The following is a 16031-nucleotide window of genomic DNA, read 5'->3' on the forward strand; positions in this document are numbered from 1 at the left end:
ACCGCCTTGAACTTATGGAAGCTGGACAATCCGCCGGATCGTTTCACAATGCGTGAAACAACGACGCGAAAGCGCCAAGGGGAGGAAGCGATGCTCGGACTAATGCAGCAATGGCCGCTGCTTTGCTACAAGCTGATCGACCATGCCGAACGCCAGCACGGCAGCCGCGAGGTCGTCTCGCGCTCGATCGAGGGGCCGATCGTGCGCACCACCTATGCCGAAATCCACCGCCGGGCGCTCAAGGTGGCGCAACGGTTGGAGCGAGACGGCTTCGTGCTTGGCGACCGCATCGCCACGCTTGCCTGGAACACGGCGCGCCATATCGAGGCCTGGTACGGCATCATGGGTATCGGCGCGATCTACCACACGCTCAACCCGCGGCTCTTCCCGGAACAGATCGCCTGGATCATGAACGATGCCGAGGACAAGGCGATCTTTGTCGACCTGACCTTCGTGCCGATCCTGGAAAAGATTGCCGGCGCGGTCAAATCGTTGCGGCAGGTGATCGTGCTGACCGACCGGGCGCATATGCCGCAAACATCGCTGGCGAATGCCGTCGCCTATGAGGAATGGCTGGCCGAGGCCGACGGCGACTTTGCCTGGAAAACGTTCGATGAGAACACCGCTGCCGGCATGTGCTACACGTCCGGCACGACCGGCGACCCCAAGGGCGTCCTCTACAGCCACCGCTCGAATGTTCTCCACGCCATGACCGCCGCGATGCCGGACGCCATGGGCATCTCGTCGCGCGATATCGTCCTGCCAGTGGTGCCGATGTTCCACGCCAACGCCTGGGGGCTTGGCCAGAGCGGGCCGATGATCGGCGCCAAGCTGGTGATGCCCGGCTGCAAGATGGACGGCGCCTCGATTTATGAATTGCTCGACACCGAAAAAGTGACGTTCAGCGCCGCGGTGCCGACGGTGTGGATGATGCTGCTGCAATATCTTGAGGAGACCGGCAGCAAGCTGCCTCATCTGAACAAGGTGGTCATCGGCGGCTCCGCATGCCCGCGCGCGGTCACCCAGAAATTCCAGGACAATTACGGTGTCCAGGTCGTCCATGCGTGGGGCATGACCGAGATGTCGCCGCTCGGTACTCTTTGCACCATGAAGCCCGCCTTCGAAGCGCTTACAGGCGAGGCGCGGCTGGATGTCCAGGGCAAGCAGGGTTTTCCGCCCTTCGGCGTGGAAATGAAGGTGACCGACGACGACAACAACGCTCTGCCGTGGGACGGCAAGACCTTCGGACATCTCAAAGTGCGTGGCCCGGCAATCGCGTGCGCCTATTATGGCGGCGCCGGCGCCGAGCAGTTCGACGCGGACGGCTGGTTCGATACCGGCGATGTCGCCCATATCGACGCCAGCGGCTACATGCAGATTACCGATCGAGCCAAGGACGTGATCAAGTCCGGCGGCGAATGGATATCGACCATCGATCTCGAGAACCTCGCCGTCGGCCACCCGGATGTGGCGGAGGCGGCGGCCATCGGCGTCGCGCATTCCAAATGGGGCGAGCGGCCCTTGCTCGTCGTCGTGCGCAAGCCGGGCAGGGAGCCGAGCAAGGGCGACATCCTCGCCTTCATGAGCGGCAAGGTGGCGAAATGGTGGATGCCCGACGACGTCGCCTTCGTCGGCGAAATCCCGCATACCGCCACCGGCAAGATCCAGAAGAGTAGTCTGCGTGACCAGTTCAAGGATTATCGCCTGCCGACGGATTGACGAAAATGTTCGATCTTTCGGCTTCAAGCCCGCGTCGAAAACCGCTAACTCTCGGCCCGGGTTGGGACGATACGGCAAAGAATGGCACCTATTCCTGAACGGCAGACGTCGAGGGCGGCCGGCTGGTCGCGGCGGATCGGGGCATTTTCCCTCGTTCTTTTGCTTACGGTCGTTGCCGCGTACAGGCTCGATCTCGTCGAGACGCCGCCTTTCCTGTGGGTGCTCGCGCTCGTCGCGCTGCTGGCGGCGCTCGCCTTGCTGCTGGCAGGCCTCGGCCTGTCGAGGGTCTGGAGTTTCGGCGATCGCGGCGGCCGCGATCTCAGTGTCGGAGCGCTGCTGGCGCTTCTGGTGCTCGCACCCTACGGCGTCGCCGCCTACTGGGCGACGATCTATCCGCCGCTGCGCGATATCTCTACCGATCTCGACGATCCGCCGGCGCTGGACACCAGCGATCGCACCGGCGACATGAATGAGCTGTCGCCGCCCACGCCGGGCGAGCAGCGGCTGCAGGCTGATGTCTACCCGCTGGTCAGCGGTCGCAGCTACAATCTGCCTTTCGAAACCGTCGTTGACGCGGTTGAAACAGTGCTCGACCGCCGCGACTGGCAACTGACGGCGCCATATCCCGACATCAACGGCCAGAGCGAGGCGACGATCAACGCGCTGGCCAAGGGCTTCGTGCTCGGCCTGCCGGCCGATGTCGCCATCCGCATCACCGATGATGGCGAGCAGGTGATCGTCGACATGCGCTCGGCCTCGCGCTACGGCCGCTATGATCTTGGCGATAACGCCGCGCGCATCACGGCATTCCTTGGCGAGCTCGACCAGGAGGTCGCCGGCCAGGTCGGCGCGGCGCCGGCCGAATAGCCTATCCGGCAGGCGTGAAAATACCGTCGATCGCGGGCTCGCCCTCGGTTGCGACCAGGCCGCGCGCGACGAGGTCCTCGAGATGGGCCAGCACCGACAGGCCGGCGGCGCCGTGCAGCCGCGGGTCGGTGTCGCGATAGGTGGCCGCGACCATTTCCCTGATGGTCCGGTCTCCGGCGCGGATACGCTCCAGGATCGCTCTTTCGCGCATCTTGCGATGCGTCTTCAGGCCGCGCATGAACCGCCCGGGCGAGGTCACAGCTCCGCCATGGCCCGGCAACAACAGGCGATCGTCGCGTGCCAGCAACCTGTCGAGGGAGTTCATATAGTCGGCCATGGCGCCGTCCGGCGGCGCGACGATCGAGGTCGACCATGCCATGACATGGTCGGCCGAAAACAAGGTTCCGGTGCCTTCGAGGGCAAACACGGCGTGATTGGCGGTGTGGCCGGGAGTGAGCACGGTGCGGATGGCCCAGCCGTCGCCCTGGGTCAGCGCATTGTCGGCCAGCACGACGTCGGGAACGAAACCCAGGTCGGCGCTGGCGTCGAGCGGATTGACCTCGCCAATGCGCAAAGGCCGAGCCGGTCGATGCGGGCCTTCGGCAAGCGTTGGCGCACCGGTGCGCTCCCTCAGCCGCGCCGCAAGGGGCGAATGGTCGCGATGGGTGTGGCTGACGAAGATGTGGCTGACCGATCGGCCAGCGATCGCCGCAAGCAGCGTTTCGAGGTGCGCGTCCTCTTCGGGCCCTGGGTCGATCACCGCCAGCGTATCGCGGCCGACGAGATAACTGTTGGTGCCGTGGAAAGTGAATGGGCTCGGATTTCTGGCGGTGATGCGCAGCACCTCCGGCGCAACCGCAACCGCCTGGCCATAGGCCGGGTCGAAGCTGGTGTCGAATTCAAGGGCCATGCCGGCGGGCTCCGTTGCAATGCGGCAAAATGATTGCCGCCCGATACGGAAGCCAATATAGGGAAAAATAAAGCCACCAAAATCAGCCACCCAATGAATCAGCCAGAATGAGGAAGACCATGGCAATTGCAACCACGATGCGTCCGCTCGTTTCTCTCACTCTGCCGGAGCGGGGCGCTGCCCGGCTCGCGACTCAGCTCTTTCTGGCGCTCGCCGGAACCCTGCTGCTGACGCTTTCGGCCAAGACCAAAGTGGTGCTCGGTCCGGTCGATCTTTCGCTGCAGACGCTCGCCGTGCTGCTGATCGCCTCGGCCTTCGGCCTGCGGCTGGCGGTCGCGACGCTCCTTCTCTACCTCGCCGAGGGCGCTTTTGGTTTGCCCGTCTTCCAGGGCACGCCGGAAAAGGGCATCGGCATCGCCTATATGCTGGGCTCGACCGGCGGCTATCTTGCCGGCTTCGTGGTCATGGCGGCAATCGCCGGCTGGGCCTCGGACCGCGGCTGGGACCGCACTCCCTTCAAGCTGTTCGGTGCCATGCTGACGGGCGAGGTCATCATGATGGCGATGGGCTTCGCCTGGCTGGCGGTGCTCATAGGACCCGAAAAGTCCTGGCAATTCGGCGTTCTGCCCTTCATCGTCGGCGACCTGATCAAGGTGGCCCTGGCCGCCAGCCTGGTGCCGGCCGTATGGGCGCTGCTCAAGCGCGGCTGATCGCAATTCGACCGAAAAAGGGCCGGCGGGCGACAAGCGCCCGCCGGCCCTTTTTCATGGCGCGGTAGGATTTCGCTCGAAACCACCGCGTGCCGGATGGTAGAAAGGGAGGGAGTAGCGTCGGGAAGCAGTCAAAGCCGACATTGACAAGCCAGTGCCCGAAATCTAAGCACGGGCAACTTGGCGTCGAGGCGGGGGCCGCGGTAGTTCAAGGAGAGCTTGTTGAAAGGAATTATCCTTGCGGGTGGCAGCGGAACACGCCTTTATCCGCTAACATTAGCGGTTTCTAAGCAGATACTGCCGATCTACGATAAGCCGATGATCTATTATCCGCTGAGCGTGCTGATGCTCGCGGGAATTCGCCAGATCCTGGTCATTTCAACTCCGCGCGACTTGCCGGTCTTTCAGGCGTTGCTGGGTGACGGTTCCGAGTTTGGGCTGGAACTCTCCTATGCCGAGCAGCCGCAGCCCAATGGCCTCGCGGAGGCTTTCGTCATCGGCCGCGACTTCATCGGCAAGGACAGCGTGTCGATGATTCTTGGCGACAACATTTATTTCGGCGGCGGCCTGTCGCAGCTCTGCCGAGAGGCGGCAACGCGCGATGGGGGTGCCTCGGTCTTCGCCTACTATGTAGATGATCCCGAGCGTTATGGCGTGGTCTCTTTCGACAAGGCCACCGGCAGGGCTTTGACGATCGAGGAGAAGCCGCAAAAGCCGAAGTCCAACTGGGCCGTGACCGGCCTTTATTTCTACGACAACAACGTGGTCGACATCGCCTCGAACATCCGTCCTTCGGCGCGCGGCGAGCTTGAGATCACCGCAGTCAACAATGTTTATCTCGAACGCGGCGAACTGCATGTCCACCGCCTCGGCCGCGGCTATGCCTGGCTGGACACCGGCACGCATGACAGCCTGCTCGAGGCATCGTCTTTCGTGCGCACGATCGAGCATCGCCAAGGCATCAAGATCGCGTGCCCGGAGGAGATAGCGCTGGAGCAGCACTGGATCAGCGCCGACAAGGTTCTGGATCGCGCCGCGCGGCTCGGCAAGAACGAATATGCCGCCTATCTGCGCCGGCGGGTGACCGATCTGATGGAGGAGCAGGGTGCTTGAGGTCAGGCCGCTCGGCCTCGACGGCGTGCTGGAGATCGTGCCGAAGCGGCATGGCGACGCGCGCGGTTTTTTCAGCGAGACCTGGAATGCCGAACGCTTCGCCGAAGCCGGCATCGACCTCGCCTTCGTGCAGGACAACCATTCCTATTCCGCCGCGGCCGGGGTGCTGCGCGGCCTGCACTACCAACTGCCGCCGCGCGCCCAGGACAAGCTGCTGCGCGTCATCCGAGGCAGCGTCTTCGATGTCGTGGTCGATATCCGCCGTTCTTCGCCGACTTTCGGCAAATGGGTGGCGCTGGAGATATCGGCCGAGAAGGGCAACCAGATCCTGGTGCCGAAAGGCTTCGCCCATGGCTTCGTCACGCTCGTGCCGGACACCGAGGTGCTCTACAAGGTGACCGACACCTATTCGCCCGGGCACGACCGGTCGATCCGTTTTGACGACCCTTTGATCGGCGTCGAATGGCCGGCGCTTGCCGGCGGGTTCCAGCTTTCGGACAAGGATCGCAACGCGCCCTTGCTTGCCACGGCCGAGGTGTTCGCGTGAGGGGAGACGGCGGCATGAATTTCCTGGTCACTGGCGGCGCCGGCTTCATCGGCTCGGCCGTGTGCCGGCATCTGTGCGCCAATCCGGCCTACCGCGTAACCAATCTCGACAAGCTCACCTATGCCGGCAACCTCGCGTCGCTGCGGCCAATCGAGAACGCGCACAATTACCGCTTCGAGCAGGGCGACATCTGCGACGAGCGCGCGGTGCTCGAAATATTGCGCCGCGACGATATCGACATCGTCATGAACCTTGCCGCCGAAAGCCATGTCGACCGCTCGATCGACGGCCCCGGCGCCTTCATCGAGACCAACATCGTCGGCACCTACCGTATCCTGAACGCCGCGCTGGAATACTGGCGCGGCCTGCCGGAGGCCCGCCAACGCGGCTTCCGATTCCACCACGTCTCGACCGACGAGGTCTTCGGCGACCTGCCTTTCGACGGCGGCATGTTCGTGGAGGAGACCCCCTACGCGCCGTCCTCGCCCTATTCGGCGTCGAAGGCGGCCTCCGACCATCTGGTGCGCGCCTGGCACGAGACCTATGGCTTGCCGGTCGTGCTGTCCAATTGCTCGAACAATTACGGGCCCTACCATTTTCCCGAAAAGCTGATCCCGCTGGTCATCCTCAACGCGCTCGACGAGAAGCCGTTGCCCGTCTACGGCGCCGGCGCCAATGTGCGCGACTGGCTGTTCGTCGAGGATCACGCGCGCGCCCTTGAACTGGTCGCCACCAAGGGGCGGCCGGGCGACAGCTACAATGTCGGCGGCAATTCCGAGCGCACCAATCTCGGTGTCGTCGAGACGATTTGCGACCTTCTCGACCTGCGGCGCCCGCGCGCCGGCGGCGCGAGCCACCGCGAGCTGATCACCTTCGTCACCGACCGCCCCGGCCATGACCGCCGCTATGCCATCGACGCCACCAAGATCGCGCGCGACCTCGGCTGGGCGCCGCGTGAGAATTTCGACAGCGGCCTGGCCAGGACCGTGGACTGGTATCTCGACAACAAATGGTGGTGGGGGCCGATCCGCGAGCAGCGCTACGACGGCGAGCGGCTGGGCCGCGGTACAGCCGCAAACAGCCAAAACAGTCCGGTCGCAAGCAACCCCAATGGAACAGAGGCCGAAAGCTGGAAGGTGCCGACGTGAGGCTTGCCGTCACCGGACGCGAGGGCCAAGTCGCTGCAAGCCTGGTCGAGGCGGCGCGGGGCCGCGACGATGTCGAGGTCGTCGCCGTCGGCCGGCCCGCGCTCGATCTGGCGCGGCCCGACACGGTCTTCGCAGCGCTCGAGACGGCAAGGCCCGACATCGTCGTTTCCGCCGCCGCCTACACCGCCGTCGACCAGGCCGAGGACGAGAAGGACCTGGCCTTCGCGGTGAACGCCGTCGGCGCCTGCAAAGTGGCCGAAGCCGCGGCAAGGCTCGGCGTTCCGGTCATCCATCTGTCGACCGACTATGTCTTCGACGGCAGCAAGGACGGCGCCTACGTCGAGACAGACGCCACCGCCCCGCTCGGCGTCTACGGCGCTTCCAAGCTCGCCGGCGAAGAGGCGGCGACCACCGCCAACCCGCGCCACCTCATCCTGCGCACCGCCTGGGTCTACAGCCCCTTCGGCAAGAACTTCGTCAAGACGATGCTGAGGCTCGCCACCGATCGCGATGAGATTTCGGTCGTCGCCGATCAATGGGGCAATCCGACCTCGGCCTTCGACATCGCCGACGCGATCCTGCATGTGGCGGCCAGGCTGCGAGCCGACAGGAATTTCGCCGCCTTCGGTGTCTACCACCTGGCGGGCGAGGGCGACACCAACTGGAGCGGCTTTGCCCGTCACATCCTCGACACAAGCAGGGCGTTCGGCGGCCCGCACGCGAGGGTGCGAGATATCGCCACGGTGGACTATCCGACCAAGGCCAGGCGGCCGCAAAATTCGCGGCTGTCGAGCGCGAGGTTTCAGAGCGTGTTCGGTTGGCATGCGCCGCATTGGCGGGTAGCAACGGAAAGCGTGGTTCGGCGGCTGGGGGGCGGCGGGACGAAACAGGCATTGAGTGCATGAACGAAAATCCCTCACCGGAGCAACTGCGCGATGCGAGTGCGCAGCTGGTCGATCAATTGGCGCCAAAGAAGCGCGCTAAGGCCAACTCAGCGAAGATCAAGCCGGCCAAGCGCACCTGCATCATGGTGCTCGGCATGCATCGCTCGGGCACGAGCGCGCTGACGAGGGTGCTCAACCTCTTGGGTGCAGCACTTCCCGAACAAGTCATTGCCTCGGACGAGAACAATGCCAACGGCTATTGGGAGCCGACTAGCATCAATACTCTTAACGAGCAAATGCTCGCTGAAGCTGGCAGCAGTTGGGATGACTGGCGGCCCTATGATGTGACAAAACTGTTGGAGGAGCGCCGAGAGTTTTATCGAAGCGAAATCGCTCGCATCATTGGCCAAGAATACGGCGCCGCGCCTCTATTCGTCATCAAAGAACCGCGCATTGCACGCTTCGCTGAAATGTACGCCGACATCCTGCAGTCGCTGGGAATCGATGTCCGCTATGTGCTCGTGTCTCGGAATCCATTGGCGGTAGCTGCATCGCTCGAGAAGCGTGGTGGCTCAAGCCAGGGATTTGGGATGCTGGTGTGGCTACGTCATGTGTTGGATGCCGAGCAAGCCAGTCGCGGCAAGCGCAGGGCATTGGTTTCGTATGAAGCAATTGTCGAGAACTGGCGGCCCTGCCTGCAGAAGATCACAAGCACGCTTTCGCTGGATTGGCCGAGATCCCTTGATGACGCGCAATCGGACATCGATGCCTTCATCTCATCCGCGAACCAGCATCATCGCGCACGTCAGGGTGAACTTGACGCGAGCACGACGGTGGCAGGCTGGGTGAAAGACAGTTACGCAGCCCTGCAATCTATGGAGCGCGATCCGTACGAGCAGCAGGCGTCCAAGACTTTAGATCGTGTGAGACGCGCGTTTGATTCGGTTTCTACGACGTTCGGTGATGCAGTCTATCCCGACCTCTATGCTCTCAATGCCGCAGTTGCGGCCGCTGATAGCCGCATACAGCGCGTCACCGAGAAAAGCGCTGCCGAGATTGAAGCCACGAAGCAGACACTGGAACGGCAGGGGATCGAGTTTCAGTCGCGTGAAAAGAGGTTGCAAGACCAGCTGAAAAAAGCGCGTGGCCTAGCGAACAAGCATCGCAAGAAGGAAAGGCACTTAGTTGAGATGCTGGAGCAGGAGCGAGCAGTGGCCGCTCTAGCTAAAGTCGGGCAACTCGCCGAAATGCGCGACGACCTAACCAGTATGCGACGCACGTTGGAAGCGGCAACGGTCGGCAACGCAACGCTCTCCATTGCCCAAACTGAACGCCAACAACTGGAGATCGCACTCGCCCGCAGCCAAGCCGAAGTCGCGAGTTACACAAATGCGATTAGGGAAATGCGCAATAGTACAAGTTGGCGTATTAGCGGCCCTATTCGTGCTATAAAGTATTTGCTCATCAATCCGATTGGTTCCGTTCGCGCTTTACTTGGGTTTGGGAGACGGGCCGCGCGTCGCCTGCCGATTCCACTCCACATGAAGCATTCTGTCAAAATGCGCCTTCTACGATACGACGTGGTGCGAAGGGCTGGGAGCTTGTCTCGTGAGGAAGCGACCGGTAGCGTGGCGAGCAGCAGCGCAACTATTGGCGCTGCTCCGTTAGCTCTCGGCGGCAGCCCTAGTGTTGAGGCCGAATATATTCGTCAAGTTCTCGCAATCGCGAAGCGTCCCGCGGGCACGGACCTAGATTATGTGCCGCGCTCCGAAGAGGTCATCGACTTCGCGCGTTCGCCATTGAAGGTAATGGCGTTCTACCTGCCGCAATTCCATCCCATAGCCGAAAATGACGAATGGTGGGGGAAGGGATTCACCGAATGGACCAATGTCACCAAGGCTGTCCCTCAATATATTGGTCATTATCAACCACATATGCCTGGAGAATTGGGATTCTATGACCTGCGGATCGTCGATGTCATGCGGCAGCAGGCAGCCTTGGCCAAGTCCTATGGCGTGACGGGATTCTGTTTCCACCACTATTGGTTCGGTGGCAAAAGGCTGCTTGAGAAGCCGGTCCGGCAATTCCTCGAGAACACAGATATCGACGTCGAGTTCTGCTTGTGTTGGGCAAACGAAAACTGGACAAGACGATGGGACGGTCAAGAGCAAGACGTGCTGATGGCGCAGCAGCACTCGCCAAGCGATGACGTCGCTTTTCTAGACGACATCCTTCCCGCATTGCAGGACCGGCGGTACTTGCGCCATGAGGGTCGCGCAGTCCTCATCGTCTATCGCGCCAGCTTGCTTCCTGATTCGGCCGCAACGGCGGCCCGGTGGCGCGAGCGTGCAAAAGCCGCAGGCGTCGGCGATCTCTATCTCGTCGCCGCGCAAACTTTTGGAATATTGGACCCACGCCCACTCGGCTTTGACGCGGCCATCGAATTTCCACCGCATATGGGAATGGCATCGGGCCTCAACGGTCAGCTGAAAATCGTGAACCCAGATTTTCGTGGCCAGATCTACGATTATGAAGAGCTTGCGGCCTCCTACGCCCAAAAGAAGCGCCCACCGTACCAGCTTATCAAGACCGTAAGTCCCAGTTGGGACAACGAGGCGCGCAAGCCGGGCAGTGGGCACAGCTTCTATGGTGCTAATCCCGCTTCATATGCCAAGTGGCTCAGGAGTGCATGCGACATCACAATAAACAACTTGGCTAACGATCTCACGCAGCCACCAGTAGTATTTGTCAATGCGTGGAATGAGTGGGCGGAAGGTGCGCATTTGGAGCCCGATCGAAAATTCGGGTACGGCTATCTGCATGCCACAGCCAACGTGATGCGAGACTTCATCGCGCCAGACCCGCACCTGATTGGGTTGGTTGAAAAGTCCCAGAGGGCATTTCGTAAGCGATCGAGCTCGGCGATTGTTTTGCACTTACACTACGACGATCTCTTCGAGGACATGCGCGAGAACCTCTCGAATGCTGGTGAAGTAGACCTTTTAGTCACGCTGCGGCGCGACGCTCCGGGCACTGCTGCCGAGCGCGTCCTCAGCGCTTTCCCTAATGCGCGTCTTTCGTATTTCCGCAACCGCGGCCGCGATATGCAGCCGTTTCTCCAGCTTTTGCCACTTCTTCTAAGCGAAGGCTACGAATTGGCCTGCAAGGTTCATAGCAAGAAGTCGCCACATCGGCGTGATGGCAATGCCCTTAGGAGCAGCGCGTTGAGCAGCCTTTTGGGATCGCGAGAACACGTGAAGCAAATTGCCCGACGTTTCGAAAAGGACCGTAAATTGGGGCTGATGGCACCGGCCGGAACGCTTCTTGATTTGGGTGAGCTGGAGAGGAACATCCTCAATCGCAGTTGGTTGGACCGGCTGTTGCCTAGACTCGGAATGCAAGCTCAAATCGGTCGTTACGACACTGTTTTTCCTGCAGGCTCGATGTTCTGGTTCAGACCGAAAGCTCTAAGGCTGCTTGCAGATCTGTCGCTAGGTCCTGACGACTTTGAGGAGGAGGTCGGGCAGATCGACGGAACGCTGGCCCATGCAATCGAGCGACTGACCGCCGCCGTGGCTTTGCACGAAGGCTACTCAGTCGGCGAAACCGATTCTCGCTGAAGGATAAAAGATGATTACCATCGAGGACTGATGTTCGATCTAGCCCATGCGGAAGGTGCGCCACATAAGCGCCGCCCCATGCACGGATAGCAGCGTTTCGTTGCACGTCCAGTGTTAAGCCATTTAGCGTAAAGCGTAAAAGCAGGGAAAATGAACGCAACCCTCGCCCTCTCGCTCATTCACCGCGAAATCGTGGGTCGCTACCGCGGTTCAGCTCTTGGACTGCTGTGGTCGCTCCTAAATCCACTTTTCATGCTGGCCGTTTATACCTTCGCTTTCGGGGTCGTCATGAAGTCGCGATGGACGATCCCTGGCCAACAAAGCTCCACCCATTCAACTGGAGAGTTTGCAGTCATTCTGTTCTGCGGACTGATTGTATTTCAATTCTTCGCCGAGGTTGTTTCGCTCTCATCAGGCTTGATCATAGGAAATACCAACTACGTGAAAAAAGTTGTTTTTCCGATTCAGATTTTACCCATAGTTTCAGCTGGTGCCGCATTGTTTCATGCTGCAGTTAGTCTTCTGGTACTCTTGATCTTTGCATACGCGGTGTTCGGCGATATTCCGCTCACTGTGGTACTGGCGCCTGTAGTTTTCGCACCGGTTATAATTCTCGTGCTTGGCATTGCTTGGACCCTAGCTTCCGTTGGCGTTTATTTCCGTGACATTAGCCAAATCGTAGCGCCTCTTGTGACCGCCACCTTATTTCTGTCGCCCGTTTTTTTTCCAAGGACGGCGTTGCCGGAATGGTCTCAGACATGGCTTTCTCTCAACCCTCTAGCGGTTCCGGTCGAGTGTCTGCGCGCCGTGGTTCTCTTCGGTACGGAGCCGGATTGGGTGGCACTCGGATATTATTCCCTAGTAGCGATCATGATAGCGATCCTCGGCTATCAATTTTTCCAGAAGACCCGCAGAGGCTTTGCCGATGTCCTCTGACAATTTCGACAAAATCCTCGCCTCGGCCTCACCATCGATTGGGTCGCCAGCCGTGACCAGCAGCGACTTTGCTATTCGGCTGCGGAACGTGACGAAGGTATTCCGCATTTACGCGCGCCCTCAGGATAGGCTGATTCAAATGGCAACGCTCGGCCGTGTTCGTCGGTTTCGCGAATATCCGGCCATCAACGGTGTTTCGTTCGACGTCTTCCAGGGGGAAACGATCGGCATTATCGGCCGCAACGGTAGCGGCAAATCTACGCTGCTTCAGATGATTGCGGGCAACCTGCAACCGACCTCGGGCACGATAGAACAGAAAGGCAAGCTCTACTCGCTGCAGCTTGGGACTGGCTTTGACCCGGAGTTCACCGGGCGTGAGAACGCATATCTCGGCGCCACCATCCTCGGAATGTCGAGGTCCGACGTTAGCGCCAAAATGGAATCGATCCTGGAGTTCGCCGGCATCGGAGAGTTCATCGATCAGCCGGTAAAGACCTACTCGAGTGGCATGTATGCTCGCCTTGCCTTCGCCGTGGCGGCACATCTGCCGACGGAAATTCTTCTCGTCGACGAAGTGCTGGCCGTTGGCGACTTAGCCTTTTCCCAGAAATGCATGCGTTTCATCCGCGAGTTCAAATCGCGGGGAACGTTGTTGTTGTGCGCACACGACATGGGTTCGGTAATGGCTCTGTGCTCGCGCGTCGTATGGGTCGACGGCGGCAGGATCCGCATGATTGGGGAGACCAAAGAGGTTTGCGACGAATATCGCAAAGCAATCGAACTTGAAGGCGACAGCACGGCTGAGTTGAAGTTCGGCGGCCGTCGTGGCGAACGTCCGCCCGAGATTCCCCCGGCGCCAGATCATCGTGCTGAAATTTTGCGAACGTCTTCGCTTGCCAATGAAATTAAGGTCTTCGATTTCGACGACGATGCCGCTTGGATCGGTCACCGCGCTGGATCGATCGTTTCCGCTGGGCTGAGAAATTGGGCCGGATTGCCAGTTACCAATCTAGCGGGTGGGGAGAATGTAGTCTTTGAGATCAAGGCAAAGGCACATCTGGACCTTGAGCGCCCGATCCTGGGATTCACTGTTCGCGATCGGCATGGTCAGGTTGTCTTTGCCGACAATACATTTCTGACGTATCGCCACGATGACATCGTTGTGCGAGCGGGTGAGACGATCGTCGGCCGGTTTGCCTTTCAGATGCCCTACCTCCCGACGGGGGACTATGGAATTACGGTAGCACTCGCCACCGGAAATCAGGCTGAACACATCAAGCAACACCGTGTCGAAGACGCCATATTCTTCCACGTTCTCTCCTCGCATGTAGCCAAGGGTCTGATGGGCATTCCGATGCAATCGATCACGATGGAAACCGTGCAGGAGCTTTCCGCATGAAGGAGCAACGCGATCTCTATCTCGACCTTCTCAAGCGGTCGTTGTTGAACAGCATCTATCTCGATAATGAGCTTCGCATTATCTATCTGCGCAACTGCATTGCGGGATCCGAAGTGTTCGACCCTCGCGTGCTGCACGATATCCGTCACGAGCGAGCCGATGCCTATGCGGAGATGACGGCAGGTCGTGCCAATGGCAGGTTCTTTGGCCGTAGCATCCACAACGCGGGATATTCGCATACGATGATCGGGCGTGCGCGCCTAGACATGCTCCATGAGTGCCTTGATAAAGTGGTTAATCATGGCATTCCTGGAGATTTTGTCGAATGTGGCGTCTGGCGCGGCGGCAGCTGTATTTTCATGGCGGGATATCTGAAGGTAAACCCAGCCGGAAACCGCCGGATATTTGTCGCCGATAGCTTCGAAGGCTTGCCTCCCCCGAGCCTGACACAGGATGCCGGGCTTGATCTGAGCAAGGCGATCTATCCCGAGCTTGCGGTCGGCGAGGAAACCGTCCGCGAGAACTTTGGTGTTTACGGGCTGGAGTCCGATTCGATTGTCTTTGCCAAAGGATGGTTCAAGGATACGCTCCCTGTACTCGAGACGCAGCAAATTGCTTTGCTTCGCCTAGATGGCGATCTTTATGAATCGACGATGGATTCTCTCGATGCGCTCTATGAGAAAGTTTCGCCAGGCGGAATTGTGATCATCGACGACTACGCCATCGATCAATGCCGTCTCGCGGTTGCAGATTATTTTGCGCGAACGTCGCGTGGTCTTCCACAAATGCACCAGGTTGATTGGACCGGCGTTTGGTTTCGTAAGGCAGCGTGATGCATTACCTGGAAGCCCTCTCGTCGATACACAGGATACTTCAACCCCGAAACTATCTCGAAATCGGATCGCGTCTCGGTCATAGCCTTGCGCTATCGGAAGTGCCATCCATCGGGGTCGATCCAGACTATGAAATTAGGGTGCCGCTCACGGCACCCACACGCCTGTTCGCTGAGACGAGCGACGAATTCTTCAAGCGCGATGTCGCGTCACTGGTGGGTGGCCCGGTCGATCTTGCCTTTATCGATGGTATGCACAATGCAGAATTCGCACTGCGCGATTTCATCAATTGTGAAAGGGTTAGCCATGCCCAAGGCGTTATCGTGATCGATGACGTGCTGCCACGTGACATCGCTCATGCGAGTCGCGAGCGCAATACTCAAGTCTGGACCGGCGACATCTACAGCCTGGTTCCTATATTGCGGAAGTTTCGACCCGACCTGATCGTGGAGGCTTACGATGTAGAGACGAAGGGCTTATGCATCGTCTCGGGATTGAAGCCGGGCGACACCGTCTTGGCGGATGCATATCGTTTTATCGAAGCCGGCATTCTAAACGGCGACTATCGATTGGAAACTGTCGACGAGATCGCCCGGGTTGTCGCGCCGCAACCCACGGCTTTGCTGGAAGCCGATCTTGCGCGGTTGCAGGAGCGCCGCTCGAAACGAAGCTACGTGACCGGCCTGGCTAATGTCGATCTCCTTGCGTACCAAGCCGGCACGATGGGATATCGGTACCGTGACATTCCTTGCCTCAAAAGCCCCATCGATATTGCAATCTATCTGCGATTGCTTGACAGGCTTCGGCCCGCATCGATCATCGAGATCGGATCGAAACATGGTGGAAGCGCGCTGCTATTTCGCGACATGTGTCACGCAATGGATATCCAGACCCAGATCGTTTCGATCGACCTGAATGCGCCCGCCTTGCCCACTTCGAAAGGGATCCGGTTCCTTCAAGGTGACGCAAGCGACCTGGAGGTTTCATTCCGTCGGCACAAGCTTTTTGATCTGCCGCGGCCCTGGCTGGTCATTGAGGATTCGGCGCATAGCTATGCCGTATGCACCTCGGTTCTGAAATTTTTCGAGGAGCATCTTCAAGCCGGCGAGTATCTCGTGATGGAAGACGGTGTGCTCGATGATCTTGGATGGTCGGCCCGTTATCAGGGCGGACCAAACAGGGCAATTGCAGAGTTTCTTGCCAGAGGATCTCGATCTTTTGAAATAGACGTCACCTATTGTGACATGTTCGGACGAAATATGACTTACAATCCCAATGGGTATCTGCGCAAGATATGAGAATTTTTTCGCGAAAGCGCCGCCCGATTCTGTCCGTGATTATTTGT

13 protein-coding genes are annotated in these 16031 nt (G+C 59.7%); 12 read left to right on the plus strand and 1 reads right to left on the minus strand.

Translation table 11 applies throughout. The features are described from left to right. Positions 1–90 precede the first annotated feature (90 nt). Both EN869_RS02280 and EN869_RS02285 read left to right on the plus strand, forming a co-directional pair. On the plus strand, positions 91–1719 hold the full coding sequence (locus EN869_RS02280) for a fatty-acid--CoA ligase (RefSeq protein ID WP_127228675.1): 1629 nt from the start codon (positions 91–93) through the stop codon (positions 1717–1719). An 81-nt stretch (positions 1720–1800) separates the two neighbouring features. Then, on the plus strand, positions 1801–2586 hold the full coding sequence (locus EN869_RS02285; protein ID WP_127228674.1) for a DUF1499 domain-containing protein: 786 nt from the start codon (positions 1801–1803) through the stop codon (positions 2584–2586). A gap of 1 nt (position 2587) precedes the next feature. Here EN869_RS02285 and EN869_RS02290 read toward each other — a convergent pair whose 3' ends face one another. Continuing rightward, complete coding sequence (locus EN869_RS02290) at positions 2588–3496, minus strand: MBL fold metallo-hydrolase (protein ID WP_127228673.1); 909 nt, start codon at positions 3494–3496, stop codon at positions 2588–2590. Positions 3497–3615: 119 nt separating this feature from the next. Between EN869_RS02290 and EN869_RS02295 the strand changes: the two genes are divergently transcribed. The 10 genes from EN869_RS02295 (at position 3616) to EN869_RS02340 (ending at position 15984) form a co-directional block, all read left to right on the plus strand. Continuing rightward, entirely contained in the window at positions 3616–4206 is a 591-nt protein-coding gene (locus tag EN869_RS02295) for a biotin transporter BioY (protein WP_127228672.1), read from the plus strand. Between the two features lie 222 nt (positions 4207–4428). Beyond that, complete coding sequence (gene rfbA, locus EN869_RS02300; protein ID WP_127228671.1) at positions 4429–5319, plus strand: glucose-1-phosphate thymidylyltransferase RfbA; 891 nt, start codon at positions 4429–4431, stop codon at positions 5317–5319. Continuing rightward, positions 5312–5866, plus strand: a complete 555-nt coding sequence (rfbC, locus tag EN869_RS02305) for a dTDP-4-dehydrorhamnose 3,5-epimerase (protein WP_127228670.1) — start codon at positions 5312–5314, stop codon at positions 5864–5866. Before rfbA ends, rfbC begins: the two co-directional genes overlap by 8 nt. Positions 5867–5880: 14 nt before the next feature. Continuing rightward, complete coding sequence (rfbB, locus tag EN869_RS02310; protein ID WP_245489534.1) at positions 5881–7014, plus strand: dTDP-glucose 4,6-dehydratase; 1134 nt, start codon at positions 5881–5883, stop codon at positions 7012–7014. Then, entirely contained in the window at positions 7011–7919 is a 909-nt protein-coding gene (gene rfbD, locus EN869_RS02315) for a dTDP-4-dehydrorhamnose reductase (RefSeq protein ID WP_127228669.1), read from the plus strand. The genes rfbB and rfbD overlap by 4 nt, the downstream gene beginning before the upstream one ends. Next, positions 7916–11518, plus strand: coding sequence for a glycoside hydrolase family 99-like domain-containing protein (locus tag EN869_RS02320; protein ID WP_127228668.1), 3603 nt, complete (start codon positions 7916–7918; stop codon positions 11516–11518). Before rfbD ends, EN869_RS02320 begins: the two co-directional genes overlap by 4 nt. Before the next feature lie 150 nt (positions 11519–11668). Next, a complete protein-coding gene (locus EN869_RS02325; RefSeq protein ID WP_127228667.1) occupies positions 11669–12454 on the plus strand; it encodes an ABC transporter permease in 786 nt (261 codons plus the stop codon). Beyond that, positions 12444–13853 carry an ABC transporter ATP-binding protein gene (locus tag EN869_RS02330; RefSeq protein WP_127228666.1) on the plus strand — a complete coding sequence of 470 codons (1410 nt, stop codon included), beginning with the start codon at positions 12444–12446 and terminating at the stop codon, positions 13851–13853. Before EN869_RS02325 ends, EN869_RS02330 begins: the two co-directional genes overlap by 11 nt. After that, positions 13850–14686 (plus strand): TylF/MycF/NovP-related O-methyltransferase, encoded by an 837-nt coding sequence (locus EN869_RS02335; protein ID WP_127228665.1) that lies wholly within the window; start codon positions 13850–13852, stop codon positions 14684–14686. The genes EN869_RS02330 and EN869_RS02335 overlap by 4 nt, the downstream gene beginning before the upstream one ends. After that, a complete protein-coding gene (locus EN869_RS02340) occupies positions 14686–15984 on the plus strand; it encodes a CmcI family methyltransferase (protein WP_127228664.1) in 1299 nt (432 codons plus the stop codon). The genes EN869_RS02335 and EN869_RS02340 overlap by 1 nt, the downstream gene beginning before the upstream one ends. Positions 15985–16031 lie beyond the last annotated feature (47 nt).

Origin of the sequence: Mesorhizobium sp. M2D.F.Ca.ET.226.01.1.1 (assembly GCF_004022705.2) — a bacterium.
Lineage (GTDB): Bacteria > Pseudomonadota > Alphaproteobacteria > Rhizobiales > Rhizobiaceae > Mesorhizobium.